Origin of the sequence: Marinoscillum luteum, assembly GCF_044005705.1 — a bacterium.
In the GTDB taxonomy this organism is placed as follows: domain Bacteria; phylum Bacteroidota; class Bacteroidia; order Cytophagales; family Cyclobacteriaceae; genus Marinoscillum; species Marinoscillum luteum.
The window spans coordinates 638,338-653,884 of record NZ_JBIPKE010000019.1 but is presented as its reverse complement, the minus strand read 5'-3'; the positions used below and the strand labels follow the sequence as shown (position 1 = coordinate 653,884).

Annotated in this window: 13 protein-coding genes and 1 tRNA gene; 5 read left to right on the top strand and 9 right to left on the bottom strand. The window is 47.1% G+C overall.

What is annotated here, in order from left to right:
• Positions 1-218: 218 nt before the first annotated feature.
• From ACHKAR_RS17950 to ACHKAR_RS17940, 3 genes are all read right to left on the bottom strand, one after another.
• Positions 219-294 (bottom strand) — tRNA-His (locus ACHKAR_RS17950).
• Between the two features lie 49 nt (positions 295-343).
• Entirely contained in the window at positions 344-1,687 is a 1,344-nt protein-coding gene (locus ACHKAR_RS17945) for a dihydroorotase (RefSeq protein WP_395418813.1), read from the bottom strand.
• Between the two features lie 18 nt (positions 1,688-1,705).
• Positions 1,706-3,058 carry a M28 family peptidase gene (locus tag ACHKAR_RS17940; RefSeq protein WP_395418812.1) on the bottom strand — a complete coding sequence of 451 codons (1,353 nt, stop codon included), beginning with the start codon at positions 3,056-3,058 and terminating at the stop codon, positions 1,706-1,708.
• Between the two features lie 236 nt (positions 3,059-3,294).
• Here ACHKAR_RS17940 and gcvP point away from each other — a divergent pair, with 236 nt between their 5' ends.
• Positions 3,295-6,168: an aminomethyl-transferring glycine dehydrogenase gene (gene gcvP / locus ACHKAR_RS17935; RefSeq protein ID WP_395418811.1), complete on the top strand. Its 2,874-nt coding sequence runs from the start codon at positions 3,295-3,297 to the stop codon at positions 6,166-6,168.
• Positions 6,169-6,174: 6 nt separating this feature from the next.
• Here gcvP and ACHKAR_RS17930 read toward each other — a convergent pair whose 3' ends face one another.
• Positions 6,175-6,630: a hypothetical protein gene (locus ACHKAR_RS17930; RefSeq protein WP_395418810.1), complete on the bottom strand. Its 456-nt coding sequence runs from the start codon at positions 6,628-6,630 to the stop codon at positions 6,175-6,177.
• 29 nt (positions 6,631-6,659) lie between these two features.
• Positions 6,660-7,427 carry an NRDE family protein gene (locus ACHKAR_RS17925; RefSeq protein WP_395418809.1) on the bottom strand — a complete coding sequence of 256 codons (768 nt, stop codon included), beginning with the start codon at positions 7,425-7,427 and terminating at the stop codon, positions 6,660-6,662.
• A gap of 21 nt (positions 7,428-7,448) precedes the next feature.
• Between ACHKAR_RS17925 and ACHKAR_RS17920 the strand changes: the two genes are divergently transcribed.
• The 3 genes from ACHKAR_RS17920 to ACHKAR_RS17910 are packed head-to-tail and all read left to right on the top strand — an operon-like array spanning position 7,449 to position 10,169.
• Entirely contained in the window at positions 7,449-8,384 is a 936-nt protein-coding gene (locus tag ACHKAR_RS17920) for a CPBP family intramembrane glutamic endopeptidase (protein WP_395418808.1), read from the top strand.
• Positions 8,385-8,393: 9 nt separating this feature from the next.
• Positions 8,394-9,764 (top strand): DNA recombination protein RmuC, encoded by a 1,371-nt coding sequence (gene rmuC / locus ACHKAR_RS17915; RefSeq protein ID WP_159582635.1) that lies wholly within the window; start codon positions 8,394-8,396, stop codon positions 9,762-9,764.
• An 18-nt stretch (positions 9,765-9,782) separates the two neighbouring features.
• The gene (locus tag ACHKAR_RS17910) at positions 9,783-10,169 is read left to right on the top strand and encodes a co-chaperone GroES (RefSeq protein WP_159582636.1); all 387 of its coding nucleotides are present in this window, start codon (positions 9,783-9,785) and stop codon (positions 10,167-10,169) included.
• Positions 10,170-10,489: 320 nt separating this feature from the next.
• On the opposite strand, the gene ACHKAR_RS17905 is transcribed toward ACHKAR_RS17910, so the two are convergent.
• The 4 genes from ACHKAR_RS17905 to ACHKAR_RS17890 form a co-directional block, all read right to left on the bottom strand.
• Positions 10,490-10,675: a hypothetical protein gene (locus ACHKAR_RS17905; RefSeq protein ID WP_159582637.1), complete on the bottom strand. Its 186-nt coding sequence runs from the start codon at positions 10,673-10,675 to the stop codon at positions 10,490-10,492.
• 193 nt (positions 10,676-10,868) lie between these two features.
• Positions 10,869-11,840: a porphobilinogen synthase gene (gene hemB, locus ACHKAR_RS17900; RefSeq protein WP_395418807.1), complete on the bottom strand. Its 972-nt coding sequence runs from the start codon at positions 11,838-11,840 to the stop codon at positions 10,869-10,871.
• Positions 11,841-11,923: 83 nt separating this feature from the next.
• Positions 11,924-12,967, bottom strand: a complete 1,044-nt coding sequence (locus tag ACHKAR_RS17895; RefSeq protein ID WP_395418806.1) for a WD40/YVTN/BNR-like repeat-containing protein — start codon at positions 12,965-12,967, stop codon at positions 11,924-11,926.
• The gene (locus ACHKAR_RS17890) at positions 12,968-13,555 is read right to left on the bottom strand and encodes a YdeI/OmpD-associated family protein (protein WP_395418805.1); all 588 of its coding nucleotides are present in this window, start codon (positions 13,553-13,555) and stop codon (positions 12,968-12,970) included.
• Between the two features lie 188 nt (positions 13,556-13,743).
• Between ACHKAR_RS17890 and ACHKAR_RS17885 the strand changes: the two genes are divergently transcribed.
• Entirely contained in the window at positions 13,744-15,543 is a 1,800-nt protein-coding gene (locus tag ACHKAR_RS17885; RefSeq protein WP_395418804.1) for an ATP-binding protein, read from the top strand.
• Positions 15,544-15,547: the final 4 nt, after the last annotated feature.

Sequence of the window (15,547 nt, the reverse complement as noted above, 5' to 3'; positions counted from 1 at the left end):
CTTTTGCTTCGTTTTCTTTGGGCAAGCAAAGAAAATGAAGGGTAAGTGGCCAATCAACTAGATTGAGGTATATAAGGTATCAGATCACAACTTCACCATCCATCTTTAATGCAATCTCCCCACAGGAATTCCGCTTGATCCGTTTTAATCGATGGGCCGGTTCGCCATGGTTTTAAACAAAAAAAGCAGCTACAAATAAATGTAACTGCTTTTGCAAAGGGTGGAAGACCGGACTCGAACCGGCGACCTCCTGAACCACAATCAGGCGTTCTAACCAACTGAACTACAACCACCGTCTAAATTGGGATGCAAATGTAAATGCATTCAAGGATTTTAGCAAAAATTAATTGCGCTCAAAAGTAAGTCGAGCTCCTTTTTTACTTTCATCAAATTTTCCCTCCGCATAGGCCAGGTGTCCCGACACCCAAACCTGCTCTACTGATGACTGAAACGTGTGGCCATCAAAGGGTGACCAGCCACATTTTGACAGGATGTTTTCTGGCGAAACCTTCCAAGGCTTGTGCAGGTCTACCAGCACCAGGTCAGCAAAATAGCCTTCCAGAATATATCCCCGCTCTGTCACCTGAAAACACTCAGCTGGCGCATGGCATGCTTTTTCTACTATCTTCTCCAGGCTGATCTTTCCCTGATGATAAAAATCCAGCAGGGCCGTCAGTGAGTGTTGTACCAAAGGTCCACCGGAAGGTGCTTTGGTGTAGGGGTTGTTCTTTTCAGCGATGGTATGGGGCGCATGATCCGTGGCGATGATGTCGATCCTGTCATCCAAAAGGGCTTCCCAGATCTTATCCCTGTCGTTTGCGCTTTTCACAGCAGGGTTCCACTTGATCCATTGGGCTTTGTTCTTATAATCTTGATCTGAAAACCACAGGTGATGGATGCAGGCCTCTGCTGTAATTCTCTTGTCTTTAAGCGGGAGGGTATTATCAAAAAGGGCGGTTTCAATGCCCGTGGAGATGTGTAGAATGTGGAGCCTTGTGTTGTGTTTTTTGGCTAGGGCCACAGCCATGGAGGAGGACTTGTAACAAGCTTCAGCACTCCTGATGACCGGATGCAGCTCAAAGGGAATCTGATCTCCATATTGGGCCACATAGTGCTCCATATTTTGCCTGATAGTAGCCTCATCTTCACAGTGTGTGGCAATGAGCATCGGGGCATTTTTATAAAGCTCTTCCAGGGTTTTCTCATCGTCCACCAGCATGTTGCCCGTAGAGGATCCCATGAACACTTTGATGCCGCAGACTTCCGCAGGATTGGTTTTGAGCACCTCATCCAGGTTGTCATTGGTGGCGCCCATGAAAAAGGAGTAGTTGGCCAGTGATTTTTGTCTTCCTATTTCATACTTAGCTGTCAGTAGTTCCTGAGTGGTAGTTTGTGGGATGACATTGGGCATTTCCATGAAAGATGTAACCCCACCAGCCACCGCAGCTTTGGCTTCTGTGTAGATTTCCGCCTTGTGAGTCAGCCCAGGCTCCCTGAAATGCACCTGATCGTCTATGAGGCCGGGCAGGAGGTATTTTCCTTCTGCATTGACTTCCCGGACTGCTCCATCCACCTTCAGGTCAGCTCCTATTTTTACGATCCGCTGACCCTCTATCAACAGATCTGCCGAATGGATGCTCCCCTCGTTAACTATTTGTGCGTTTTTGATCAGGTACTTTGATGCCATGTGTTATTCATTTCTAAATCAATCCAGGCGAACCCGGTCCTCTCGGTTGGCCAGCTCCCAGGCTGTAAAGAAAACAAGCTCCGCTCTTTTTTGCATGAGTTCAAAGTTAATTTTCTCGATCGTGTCCGTGGGGCGATGGTAGTCGGCGTGCGTTCCGTTGAAGTAGAAGATGATAGGCACATTCTTTTTAGCAAAATTGTAGTGATCGGATCGGTAGTAGTACCTGTTCGGGTCCGTTTCTGCATTGTAGGTATAGTCTAGCTCCAGTTTTGTGTAGGTGTTATTGGCCTTTTCGGAAATGTCATGTAACTCCTTCGAGAGTTTATCTGCACCTATCACATAGACATAGTTGGGGTTTTTCTCATGCCCTTCATCCACTCTGCCCACCATGTCCACATTCAGGTTGGTGACGGTGTTTTCCATGGGGAACACCGGATTTTCTGTATAATACTCACTGCCAAGCAAACCTTTTTCCTCCCCGGAAACGGTCATGAAAAGGATGCTTCGTCTGGGTCTGATGCCTTTTGCTGCAGCTTCAGAAAAGGCCTGGGCGATCTCCAATACTGTAGAGGTTCCTGATCCATCGTCATCAGCGCCATTATTGATCTCGCCATTGTCAGAAATACCAATGTGGTCATAGTGTGAGGTTACCACCAGCACTTCTTCGGGTTTCTCACTGCCCTTGAGGAACCCCAGTACATTCTCTGCGGTGATGTCTTCTACCAGCATGTCTGCATTGAGGATCAGCCTTGCGCTTTTATTCTTTCCAGTTTCTTTTAGTTTGTCATATGGCATGTCAAACATCCAGGAGGCCAACTCCGGGTCACCAATAATAATCTTGTTGCCAGCGGTGGTGGACTCAAGCGCCATTCTGGATCCCTGCAGATACCTGCTATATCTGGTCATGATGAAGCTAAATCTGCTTTCGTCCTCCACAATGAGTATGATGCCTGCCGCATCCAGGTCTTTGACCTCAGCAAGCACTTTCCTCCAGTTGCCCATTTCTTGCGTGACCACAGCTACGAACTTTCCGCTGAGGTTCATTTTCTTCAGATTGTCTATTGTCTGAATACCAGCAAAAAGGATGTCCACATATTCTTCACCTATTGTTTCCTCACGGGAGTTATAGATGAAATCCTCAAAGTTGGTTTTTACTTCTTCACCTTTTTTAAGGTAGGCCGTACGGTAAGTCATTTTCTTCAGTGGGTAGCTCTGGAAGTAGGACATACCGTCATCGGTTTTTACCGGAGCCTCCAGGCCAAAAGAATTGAATTTTTCGGCGATATAGGCGGCAGCCATTTTCTGACCTCTTTCACCGGTTTCACGCCCCTCCAGACTGTCAGAAGCCAGCACGGAGAGATAATCCTTCAAATCCGAAGTTGTTATTGTTTTTGAGTATTTGACAGCTCTTTTATCCTGTGAATTTGCATTTATAAAGAATAAAAGCAGGATTGAGCCAAATAATAAGTGCTTCATTTTATATAAATTTTGAAAACCACAAAGCTAAACAAATATTATACGTTTTTATCCAGCAGAGATGGGCGAATAAAATGTTGAATTCATTATACATTTGCAGCTTGAAATTCCATCCATAATACCACCACATTATGACTGTTGATTTAAACGAAAGGGTAGCCTTCCAAACACGCCACAATGGACCTTCTGAGAAGGAAATCCAGGAAATGCTGGATGCCTTGGGTGTCTCATCTTTGGACGAGCTGATCTCCCAAACCATTCCCGGGAACATTCGACTAAAACAGGGACTCAACCTGCCCGCTCCCTTGAATGAATATGAGTATATCAACAAGCTCAAGAAGACCGCAGGGAAAAACAAGATATTCAAATCTTTTCTGGGTCAGGGGTATTATAACTGTGTGGTACCGGCGGTGATCCAGCGAAATATCCTTGAGAATCCGGGGTGGTATACGGCCTATACACCTTATCAGGCTGAGATTGCTCAGGGAAGATTGGAAGCCCTCATCAATTTCCAGACCCTGGTCTCGGATCTCACGGGAATGGAAATAGCGAACGCGTCTCTTCTGGATGAAGGTACTGCAGCGGCAGAGGCAATCGCCATGCTACATGCCACCCGAAAGAAGGAGAAAAAACAGTCCAATAAAGTAGTCGTGGACGAGCGGGTTTTTCCACAGACCTTGGAGATTTTAAAAACCCGAACCAAGCCCCTTGGTTTGGAGCTGGTAGTGGCCAGGATAGAAAATATTGATCTTAGTGATTCCAACTTGTTTGGGGTGTTTTTCCAATATCCGGACAATTTCGGTGAGACTTTTGATCGCTCTGCATTCGTAGCAGAGGCCGCTGAGCATGGGGTTTCCGTAGCAGTGGCATCGGATCTTTTGGCACTATGTCTCCTCACCCCTCCCGGGGAATGGGGAGTGGATGTGGTGGTAGGTACTTCACAGCGTTTTGGAGTCCCTATGGGATATGGAGGCCCGCACGCAGCATTCTTTGCGACAAAAGAAGAATATAAACGATACATTCCAGGAAGGATCATTGGTGTTTCAAAGGATGACGAAGGTCATCCTGCCTATAGAATGGCACTACAAACCCGTGAGCAGCACATCAAAAGAGAAAGAGCTACCTCCAATATCTGTACGGCTCAGGTTCTGCTGGCGGTAATGGCTTCCATGTATGGAGTATACCACGGTCCTGCAGGACTCAAGCAAATAGCTTCCAGGGTAAGGGGGTTGGCCAAAGCAACTGCCGCCTCGCTCTCAGCCATGGGGTTGAAGGAGGAAAACGCAGAGTATTTTGATACCCTCAGATTCACGCTGAATGATGACGACCTCCAAAAGGTGAAGAACGTGGCAGAATCGCATCAAATCAACTTCAGATATGCCGGCAATCAGGTGATGTTATCTTTCGATGAGACGCATCTGCCTTCAGACGCTCAAAATGTGGTGTCTATTTTTGCCGAAGCGCTCGGAAAAGAAACACAGACCATCAGCACGGAGGTTGAAATAGCCTATCCGAATGGGCTGGCCCGGCAGTCGGACTTTATGACCCATGAGGTGTTCAATGTGAACCATAGTGAGCACGAGATTCTGCGCTATATGAAGCGGTTGGAAAATAAAGACCTTTCACTGGTTCATTCCATGATCTCACTGGGATCATGCACCATGAAGCTCAATGCCACTACTGAGATGATACCGGTCACCTGGCCGGAATTTGGAAATATCCACCCTTTTGCGCCTAAAGATCAGGCGGCTGGATATGCTGAGGTGATCGGGGAGCTGCACGACTGGCTGGCTGAGATTACAGGATTTTCGGCAGTTTCGTTTCAGCCCAACTCCGGCGCTCAGGGAGAGTTTGCCGGACTCATGGTGATCAGGGCATATCATCAGGCCAATGGACATCATCATAGAAATATTACCCTGATCCCTTCATCTGCCCATGGCACCAATCCTGCCAGTGCGGTGATGGCCGGTATGGAAGTGGTGATTGTCAAGTGTGACGATCAGGGCAATATTGATGTGGATGACCTTAAAGGCAAAGTAGAAACACACAGCGAAAACCTTGGTGCTTTGATGGTGACCTATCCATCTACTCACGGGGTATTTGAAGAGAGCATCATAGAAATCTGCGAACTTGTTCATGCCCATGGTGGTCAGGTGTATATGGATGGAGCCAATATGAATGCCCAGGTGGGGCTGACATCTCCGGCGATGATCGGGGCGGACGTTTGCCACCTGAACCTTCACAAGACATTCTGCATCCCTCACGGTGGTGGAGGTCCTGGTATGGGCCCAATTGGAGTTGGAGCGCACCTGGCGCCTTACCTGCCCGGTACTTCGCATATCGGAGTAGATGATGTGAATGTGTCCAGTGCTCCCTATGGCAGTGCCAGTATTTTGCCCATCTCTCATGCCTATATAGCCATGATGGGCGGCGATGGTCTTAGAGCAGCCACTCAATTGGCCATCCTCAATGCCAACTATATTGGGCAGAAGCTGAAAGATCACTACCCGGTGCTTTATGCTAACGAAAAAGGCAGAAATGCCCACGAACTGATCATAGACTGCAGAGACTTTAAGAAATATGGCGTGGAGGTAGAGGACATTGCCAAGCGACTCATGGATTATGGTTATCATGCCCCTACGGTTTCGTTTCCGGTAGCTGGTACCATGATGATAGAGCCCACAGAAAGTGAAACCAAGTCAGAGATAGACCGGTTTTGTGATGTGATGATTTCCATCCGCAAGGAAATCGAGGAGGTCATCAGCGGAGTGGCAGATAAAGACAATAACGTGCTGAAGAATGCACCGCACACTCAGCGCACGGTCATCGCCGAAAGCTGGGACCTGCCCTATAGCAGGGAGAAAGCCGCTTTTCCACTCCCAGAGTTGAAATACAATAAATTCTGGCCTTCTGTCAGCAGAATAGACAGTGCTTACGGAGATCGAAACCTGATGTGCAGCTGCGTACCTGTAGAGGCTTATGCCGAGGCTGCGGAGTTGGTATAGGTGTATTTAATTACAAAACTCCAAAAGGAAGGAGCCCTGCACGGTATTGTCATCGTCAAAATCGGCACTCATGTATCCGATTAGTTGCTGACTACCTACTGCTACTACTTCAACAAATCCGCCAGTTGCGGTGAATCGTTTGACCCCATTGGGCAGGTTGAAGATGATGGTGGCCTCACTATTGAGAGACGAATTGATGTTATAGCTTCCTTTTCGGCCAGGTATTTTTATGGAAAGATGGAGCTTGCTGGAGACCCTGATGGCACAGGGATCCTGAGTACTTTCACCCACGATGAGCCCTTCCAGGTAGTAGGAAGAATTGTTCACGTTGGCACTACCAGCGGCATACTGCCATTCTTCACCTCCTATCTTACCTTTGAGTGGATCCTTCTCCAGGTCAAAGCCACTGATATCATCTTTGCATGATGATAAGCATCCTGTGGCTGCTAAAAGCACTATCATGAACAGTCTTGGAACAACGTTTTTCAGGTTCAATTCTTTTGTGTTTTAAATTGATAATTTACGGTCTTCTCCACTCTGTCCCCAACCGGGTAGGACTTTTCTGAAAATTCGATTTGACCATCTCTGTCCATGGTAATCACTGTGGAGCAGCAGGTGCCGTAATTTTCCATGCGGATGCACATGGCCGATAGAGCCTTTTCCATTTCTTTGGACACTCCGGTGTCTGGCAAGATACTGTCCCCGGCGGTTGAGGTGTCACTCATCATTTCTATTAACTCCTCGTGACTGAAGCTATTGCCAATCAATTCCTGAAATTTAGTCTTTGCCAATTCTACCTTGGGCCATGGCGTATCCAGAAGTGCATTGCTCAACCCATGAATGCCCGGAGCAATGACGTTCGCCTTGCGCTCATAGTTGCTATAGTGAGTCATCATTTGAGGCGTGGCGGCCAACACATTGAATCCGTTATATGCTGTGGAGCGCTCGTGCAAATCCTCGACATAGTTTAGGGGTTGCTGTGCCGGATCCATAAAACGAATAGGAATCTCCCCCCTCGACCTTACGTTCTCCCTTATGTTTGACAGGTCCCTATAGTTGGTGACTGCCGCAAAATGTCCCTGTTTAGAAACGGTCATCCAGGATCCGCCCGCTTGGAGGTCGCGACCACCCAGAATGCTTGGTTCATCATGCCAAAAGGCAGCAGGTGCAGTGGGCCGAGCGTAAAACTCATCCCGATTGGCCGCTACGATCAGCTTATATTTTGGGTGTACATCCCAGGCAAATACTATGAGACACATATCTTTGGGCAAATTTTTAGCATGCGGCAAATTTTTGAGTACCTAAAAGAGTATCAAAGAAAGCACTTTGACCTCAAACTCTACCTCCTCATCAGTCTATTTCTGACCATATGTTTTGTCTTTAACTATACATATGACTTTGAAGATTCGGTGATCGATAGCTACAGAGGGACGTTCCTGCATTGGCTTTACATGTTTTTGTGGATGATATTCCCTTTTTTGGGCGTGAGTCTGCTCATCGCACGGGTAAAACAAATACCCGTGTTCACGGGTTCATTCTGGCTGATGTTGGTGATTGGGTTTGCCATTCTGGCACTGGACAGATCCTTTATAGGGCACCTACAGATCATCAAGGGCCTTCGTCCGATAGACTATCGTTTTGCAGCCAGGTGTCTCAATTGGTCATCCAGTATTTTTCTGAATGTGATCCCGCTGATGCTCGTCTATGCCATTTTCGAATCTGAGCGTCCGAGAAACTACTATGGACTGGCCCTCAAGCGGTTTGACCCAAAACCCTATTTCCTGCTGCTGGCCGGAGCCATGGTTTTCATTGGTATCGGTTCGTTTTTCTCTGACATACAGAGTTATTATCCCCGGTTTCAGTATTCCGGTGGTGACAATTTTGCCGAAGCACACGGTATTCCTGTCTGGATGTCAGTATTGCTTTATGAAATCACTTATGGCAGTGATTTTGTATCAGTGGAAGTGTTTTTCAGAGGATTTCTGATCCATGCTTTTGTAAAGACCCTTGGAGGGTATGCCGTTTTACCGATGGTGGCTTCTTATGCTTTCCTCCATTTTGGGAAGCCTTTGACCGAGGCTATCAGCTCGGTTTTTGGTGGATATATTTTGGGTATAATCTCTTACAACAGTAAAAACGTGTGGGGAGGAATAATAATCCACATGGGAGTGGCGTGGACCATGGAGTTGTTCGGGTATCTGCAGAGTTTCATTTAACTTTAACCTATGGAGTTTGATTCGTTGATGGTATTGATCATTGGGTTGGTGGCAGGAGTGATTATCGGTTTTCTGATAGCCAAGCTCCAGTCCAAAGGAGTGGTGGACGATGCCCCCAAACTGCGGATGGAGCTGCAAATGGAGCAGGAGCGCTCCAATAAACTGACGGCAGAGCTGGCACAACTGAATGGTGAGCTCAGAGAGGAGCGAGAGCGCTTTATGGACATTAATAGTGAGCACTCCAGTCTGAAGGCCAACTTCAAAAACCTGCAGGAGCGCCTTACTGAGCAAAAGGAAGAGGTAAACAACCTCCAACAACGATTTGCGGCAGAGTTTAAAAACCTGGCCAATGAGATATTTGAGGAGAAGAGCAGGAAGTTTACGGATCAAAACAAGTCCAATCTGGACAATCTGTTAAAGCCCCTTGGTGAAAAACTCGTGGAGTTTGAGCGGAAGGTGGAGCAAACCAATAAGGACAGCCTGGAGCGAAGCACTGCGCTGCGAGAGCAGATCATTAGCCTTCGTGAGCTGAACCAGCGGATGACCAAGGAAACCGAAAACCTTACCAAGGCACTCAAGGGCGATACCAAAGTACAGGGTAACTGGGGAGAGGTTATTTTAGAGCGAATCCTGGAAAAATCTGGACTGGAGAAGGATCGGGAGTACTTCACCCAAGAGTCTTTTACCAACGAGGAGGGCCGTAGGCTCAGACCTGATGTGATCATCAGATTGCCGGACAATAAAAATCTGGTCATAGATGCGAAGGCATCCTTGGTGGCTTATGAAAAATACGTGAATAGCGACTCAGAGGAGGAGCGGGAGCAGCACCTGAAAGATCACCTCATTTCCTTAAGGGCCCACATCAAGGGCCTGAGCGAAAAAAGTTATCACAAGCTATTTGAATCCGGGACATTGGATTATGTGCTGATGTTTGTACCCATAGAGTCAGCCTTTGCGCTACTCGTGCAGCAGGGCGGCGAGCTCTATAATGAAGCGCACAATAAGAATATTATCATAGTGAGCCCGGCTACATTGATAGCTACCCTGCGTACAGTCGCTAGTATCTGGAAGCACGAATATCAGGACAGAAATGCGCTGGAGATCGCCAGACAGGGGGGAGCTCTGTATGACAAATTCAAAGCATTTGTGGACGACCTGATGGAAGTGGGTAGGTCCCTGGATAAGTCGAAGCAGCAGTATACAGAGGCCATGAAGAAGCTCTATGATGGCAAGGATAACCTGATCAGGAAGACGGAGCGTCTGAAAGAACTTGGGGCCAAGACCAGTAAAGACATGAATGAGAAATTGCTCGAACGGGCAGATGCTTCTTCAGCGATCAAAAAACCTGAGGAGACCCCTTCGGGAAATTTGTTTGGTTAATGAGTGACAGTAGAGAAAATGAGAACGCAACTCACAGCAGAGAATAAACTAAAGAATATTATAGTGGTAGGGGATCGGGTCCTGATCAGACCCAAGGCCGAATCGGAGAAGACCAGTAGTGGTATCTATCTGCCACCAGGCGTACAGGAGAAAGAAAAGATACAGACCGGTTATATAGTAAAAGCCGGACCTGGCTATCCGATTCCCGTATCGGCTGACGAAGATGATTCGTGGAAGCAGGAGGAGGAAAGAGTAAAATATATACCTCTACAGGCCAGAGCCGGAGATTTAGCTATTTTTCTTCAAAAAGGGGCTTTTGAAGTGGTGTATGAGGGTGAGAAGTATTTCATTGTACCGCAAAGCTCCATACTCATGCTGGAGCGGGAAGAGGATTTGTTTGACTAGAGAGCGGTCACTCGCTGGATGTAGCACATGTGTATGTATTTGTTCATCGACGCAAGCTTATGGGCAATTGAGGGGTTGTCTCTGTGTTTAACAATGTTTTTTTCCAGGTGACGGACGATTCTTTCGGCGCATTCAATCAACTCTTGTTCAGTCATGTTTTCCATATTTGTGAGGTCTTATGTCACAAAACTGATTCATTTATCCATCCTAAATAATGGTTTTTAGGTGAGTGACCCTATTTAGTCGATGAGTTATGCCTGATGGAAGTTTGGCTAATGACGGTACTATTTGCCCGATGTGCTCTTTTTCTGATAACTGACTTAGGCAGTTTCGGCCATATTATGGATATAATTCATTTGAATGAATTTATTCATAGATGCCAGCTTGCTCGCCATATTGATGTTTTCGCGGTGCCTGACAATGTTTTTTTCCAGATGTTGTACGATTTTCAAGGCGCATTCAAGAGTCATCTGGTCTTCGTTGGGGTCATTGTCTATAGTAATCATTGTTGCTAGGGTTTGGTTGTATATCGAATGTACGAATGCCAGCAACTCTTGCATAATGTTGTTAGTCCAACAGGCCAATTTTGTCGATTAAGCTGTCAATTGAGGGCAAGGAATATATGACCGAGACCTATGGGAGTGTATTGAAGCCTGTGAGACTAAATAAAATGCGTTAATTCTCACCCATCCGCTTGGATCAGGCTCTGGTTTGAGAGCAAAACTCCTTGGCGAAATAGGTAAGGATCATGTCTGCACCAGATCGCTTGATGGACAGCAACACCTCGTCGCGCACCCGGTCTGCATCCAGCCAGCCCTGAAGACCGGCTGCTTTGATCATGGCATATTCTCCAGATACATTGTAGGCGGCTATGGGTAAGTCGTAGTTGGCTTTCAGGTCGGAGATGACATCAAGATAGCTGAGCGCAGGCTTTACCATGAGCACATCGGCACCTTCTATATAGTCGAGCTCCGCCTCTATGAGGGCTTCCTTGCGGTTGGCCGGATTCATCTGATAGGTTTTCTTGTCTCCAAACTTGGGAGCTGAGTCCAGGGCGTCTCTGAACGGGCCGTAAAATGCACTGGCGTATTTGGCCGTGTAGGCCATGATGCCTACATGAGAGAATCCCGCCTCATCCAGGACGTTTCGCAGGTGGCCGACACGCCCATCCATCATGTCTGATGGGCCGATCATGTCAATGCCGGTTTCAGCCTGTGCCAGGGCCATTTGACCCAATACATCGAGGGTCTCGTCGTTGAGGATTTTTCCGTCTTTCACGATACCGTCATGTCCATCTGAGCTGTATGGGTCCATGGCCACATCAGTGATGATGAGGGCCTCAGGAAATTCTTTTTTGATGGTATCGAGGGCCTGGATGTAGAAAAAACCACGGTCGTAGCTTCTCGTAGCCAGTTTGTCTTTGTGGAAATCTTCCACCACTGGAAACACATCAAATCCCTTGATGCCCAATTTGAGACATTGCTCCATTTCCTGAAGCATGAGGTCAAGACTCAACCTGAAAATCCCCGGCATGGACTTCACCTCAGTTTTTTTATGACTCCCTTCCAGGAGAAATAATGGATAGATCAGATCATTGGCGGTGACAAGTGTTTCCTGACTCAGATCTCTGATGGCCTGTGAGGCACGGTTTCTTCTGGGACGTCTTTCCATGACACAAAGTTAACCAAGAGACCATCAGCGGAAAAATGAAATTGGTTCACTAATCTGAGCACATGGATGAAATCACTGCGACGCTACTGGACGGTGAGCTTCAAAATCTTACCATCCGTGCCGGTGGCCAGCCCAAAGCCGGAGAGGTGCAGGTCCACAGCCCAGTAGTTACCGGTGTCCAGGTTGATATAGGTCTGTCCCAGGTCGGTACTGTAATCAATGCCATTTGGTCCTGAGGCGATGAGTATGGAGGCGTTTTCCCATGACATCAGGTCACTTCCGTAAAAGGCTCCTTTGGTCACCGGGCTTGTCGTGAGTTGCCAGGTCTGCCCCCCATTGTTGGTGAGGGCTATATTGTCAGTGTACTGATCAGTGATGGCCAAGTCACCACCCACTATGAGCCCTATTTGATCGTCCGACATTCGGATAGAAGTGATGCCGGCTGAGGATCCTTTGACCAGAGGGACTTCATAGGTTTCCCAGCTATCTCCATAGTCGCTGGTGAAAAGCACTCTTGTGTTCCCGCCAGCTCCGGTACCTATCCAGGCCTTGCCTCCTGGTCTTGAAGTGATACAGGTGCCACTTGCCGCAAAACCACCCTCACCTTCTCCGGCAGGTGGTAGCTGGTTGGGATCTATTCTGGTCCAGCTCCGACCACCATCTGCTGTTTTTAAGACAAAAAGCTCCCCATTGAAACTATCCCCAAATGCCAGCCCTCTCTCGTCATCCCAAAACTCTATCGTATTAAGGAAACCCTGCTCATAAGGCATCACATAGGTTTCTTCAAAACCCGCCTGAAGGCTGAATCGAAAGATCCGGGAGAGGTTGCCAGGTCCGGCACTCATCAGGATGATTTCCTCACTGTTGAAGGCATGGAGGTCGCGAAACTGGAGAGAATCAATCGGCTCGTAGGAGAATGCGCTCCAGTCCGACCCGCCGTTGACGGTGCGGAGAAAAGTTGCCCGATGCCCACTTACCCAGGCGGTATTTTCGTCCACAATACTGATGGCCTGCAGTAACGATTTTGTTGGGCTTAATAAGTGGGCTTTCTTGACTATTGGCGTGTTTGGGGTACAACCCATCGCTAGGAGGAGGAAGATTATACCCAGGGATTTACTTACCTGCATTTACTTGTATTTATCGTTTAGACCCATTCCTGCCAAAATCATCGGAGTGATCTTTTCGAGCCTGTTTTGTTTGGTTTCGGGGCGTTTGGCTTCCTGAATATACTCGGTATAGTCACGCTTTTTAGAAAGGCTTAATTGGTCAAATGCCTCTGAGAGTTTTCCGTCTTTGCTCAGTTGCTCTTTCAGCTCGTCGGGAATCACCAAAGGCTTTTTCTCCGGTTTGATTTCCTTACCCTGTTTCTGGTTTTCAATGGCTTCCAATAAATAGGAGCGAATGATTTTTTCATCTATTGCTTCGATGGACTCAAAGCGCATCTGGCGCATCCCCTTGGTTTTTCCCTCCTGTGCGTTGATGAGCAAACCTTTTTCGTCTTTGAGAAACGAACCCTGAAAAAACCACAAGCCTGCGTAGCTTTTGAAAGCGCCTATTCCCACCACATTCTTATTGTTAATGGTGTAGGTGGGAATCCCCCATTTGATCGTCTCTGTCAGCTCGGTGGTACGAATGATTGCTCTTAATTTCCTCAGCTCTGCGTGGTATTCGGGGTGCCTGGCAAAGTATTCTTCCACTGTTTTGCTGATATCCATGGCTTTGCTTTTTGGTGAACATTTAATCAGGGCAATATATAAATACCCCGTCTTTTCAGAAATAATTTTTTAGTGGTGCCCAGGGTTGGTCTTCCGGATTTGGCACTAAAACTCCCGATTAGACATTCCTTTCTCCTGTTCAGCCTGAGCCCGTTGTATAGGCTGGCAATAATGAACATATTTAGACTATGTATCGGCAATTATTCTTTTGGACCTTTTTGTTTCTGATCCCGTCATTGGCCATGAGTCAAACCTGGGGACAGGCTCAAAAAAGCAAAACCGCCACACTAGATGTTTATTGGTTTACTTCTGTGCCCTTCATCTATGAGGAACAAGGCCAATTGAAGGGTCTTGAATATGATCTGCTAATGGAATTCACGGAGTATCTGAAGGAGACCCATGGCGTGGAGTTATCCACTCGGTGGGTGGAGGCAGAGAGTTTTCACAGTATCCTGGATATTATGAAAAATCCTGAAAAGCCCAATATTCTTGGAGCCTCGGCTTTCTCCATCACGGAGGATAGAAAGCAGTATTTGAATTTTTCGGAGGCTTACCTACCTGACATCACGGTGCTGGTCACAGGTCAGGGAACCCCCATTGCCAGAACCTACCAGGAGCTTAAAGAAATGCTGGATGGGAGGGTAGCGGTCACCATCAAAGGCACCAATTATGAAAACCTGCTTCGGAATCTTAAGGATCAGTTGAATATCGACTTTGAGACTCTGCACATACATAGCGACCAAAACATACTGGATAACATTGCAGAAGATGAAAATCGCTTTGGATTTATCGATTTGCCGATCTATCTGATGTTGATCAAAAAGGGAGGCGACCTTACCCGCCAAAACCTCTATAATGTTCGCGGGACAGGCTATGGGGTGACGATGCCTAAGTCCAGCGACTGGCAAACACCTTTCAATCAATTCCTGTCTGATCCACGCTACCATGAAAAAGTGGGTCTCATTATTTCCAGGTACCTGGGGGCGGAGTTGTATGAATTTATAGAAAATCTCTATGGGGGAACTGAGATAGGGACCTCCATCCTCACCAAAGAGAAGGAGCTGCAGTTGGCACTGATCAAGAATGCCAACCTGAAACTACAGAAGGATAGGAACGTCAAACGTGTCCTCATTCTTGGAATCACTTTTGTCAGTATCTTTTTGGGAGTGATTGGCTTTTTGTTTTTCAAAAACCGGCGAAATACCAGACTGCTGGTGATGCAAAAAGATCAGATCGAGGAGCAGCAGAATGATATTCGTCAGAAAAATGAGCAGCTAATGAACAGAAATATGCAGCTGATTGCCCTCAATGAAGAAAAGAATGTTTTGATGAAGGTTTTCGCTCATGATCTGAGATCTCCCCTGGGCCATATTATTGGTCTTTCAGATTTTTTGAATGCACACGCCGAGCAGATGTCTGAGGAGGATAAGGAACTACTGACACAGATAGGTACCGGTGCCAAAAGGATCAATCAGATGATTTCCAAAATCCTGGATGTGGAAGTGGCAGAAGGAGCACGAAGCATTGTGCTTCGTGAACAAGTGGATATCACTCAGATCACCCAGGATATTGTGAGTCGTTACCGGGCTGCAGCGGCCCAGAAGTCCATTGAGATCGAATTGATGCACAGACACGGCGATCAGATCATCGAGACTGATCATATGCTGCTTTTTTTGGTACTGGAAAACCTTGTATCGAATGCGGTGAAATTCTCGAATGCCAAAACCCGGGTCAGACTGGAAACAGAAAGGCAGGAGGGTGCTGTGCTTTTCAAGGTTTGTGATCAGGGCCCGGGATTCTCGGAAGAGGACAGATCGTTGCTTTTCAATAGATTCCAAAAATTGAGTGCTAAACCTACCGGTGGAGAGCAGTCCATAGGTCTTGGCCTTTCCATTGTAAAAAAGTATGTAGGGGACCTGGGGGGAAAGGTATGGCTGGAAACGCCAAATGGTACGGGTAGCACATTCATTGTCAGTCTTCCGGTATAGCTTT

Coding starts and splice junctions, on each gene's coding strand:
- ACHKAR_RS17945 (WP_395418813.1), bottom strand. CDS start 1,687: ATGGCATCAAAGTACCTGATCAAAAACGCACAAATAGTTAACGAGGGG.
- gcvP (WP_395418811.1), top strand. CDS start 3,295: ATGACTGTTGATTTAAACGAAAGGGTAGCCTTCCAAACACGCCACAAT.
- ACHKAR_RS17930 (WP_395418810.1), bottom strand. CDS start 6,630: ATGATAGTGCTTTTAGCAGCCACAGGATGCTTATCATCATGCAAAGAT.
- ACHKAR_RS17925 (WP_395418809.1), bottom strand. CDS start 7,427: ATGTGTCTCATAGTATTTGCCTGGGATGTACACCCAAAATATAAGCTG.
- ACHKAR_RS17920 (WP_395418808.1), top strand. CDS start 7,449: ATGCGGCAAATTTTTGAGTACCTAAAAGAGTATCAAAGAAAGCACTTT.
- rmuC (WP_159582635.1), top strand. CDS start 8,394: ATGGAGTTTGATTCGTTGATGGTATTGATCATTGGGTTGGTGGCAGGA.
- ACHKAR_RS17910 (WP_159582636.1), top strand. CDS start 9,783: ATGAGAACGCAACTCACAGCAGAGAATAAACTAAAGAATATTATAGTG.
- ACHKAR_RS17905 (WP_159582637.1), bottom strand. CDS start 10,675: ATGATTACTATAGACAATGACCCCAACGAAGACCAGATGACTCTTGAA.
- hemB (WP_395418807.1), bottom strand. CDS start 11,840: ATGGAAAGACGTCCCAGAAGAAACCGTGCCTCACAGGCCATCAGAGAT.
- ACHKAR_RS17895 (WP_395418806.1), bottom strand. CDS start 12,967: ATGCAGGTAAGTAAATCCCTGGGTATAATCTTCCTCCTCCTAGCGATG.
- ACHKAR_RS17890 (WP_395418805.1), bottom strand. CDS start 13,555: ATGGATATCAGCAAAACAGTGGAAGAATACTTTGCCAGGCACCCCGAA.
- ACHKAR_RS17885 (WP_395418804.1), top strand. CDS start 13,744: ATGTATCGGCAATTATTCTTTTGGACCTTTTTGTTTCTGATCCCGTCA.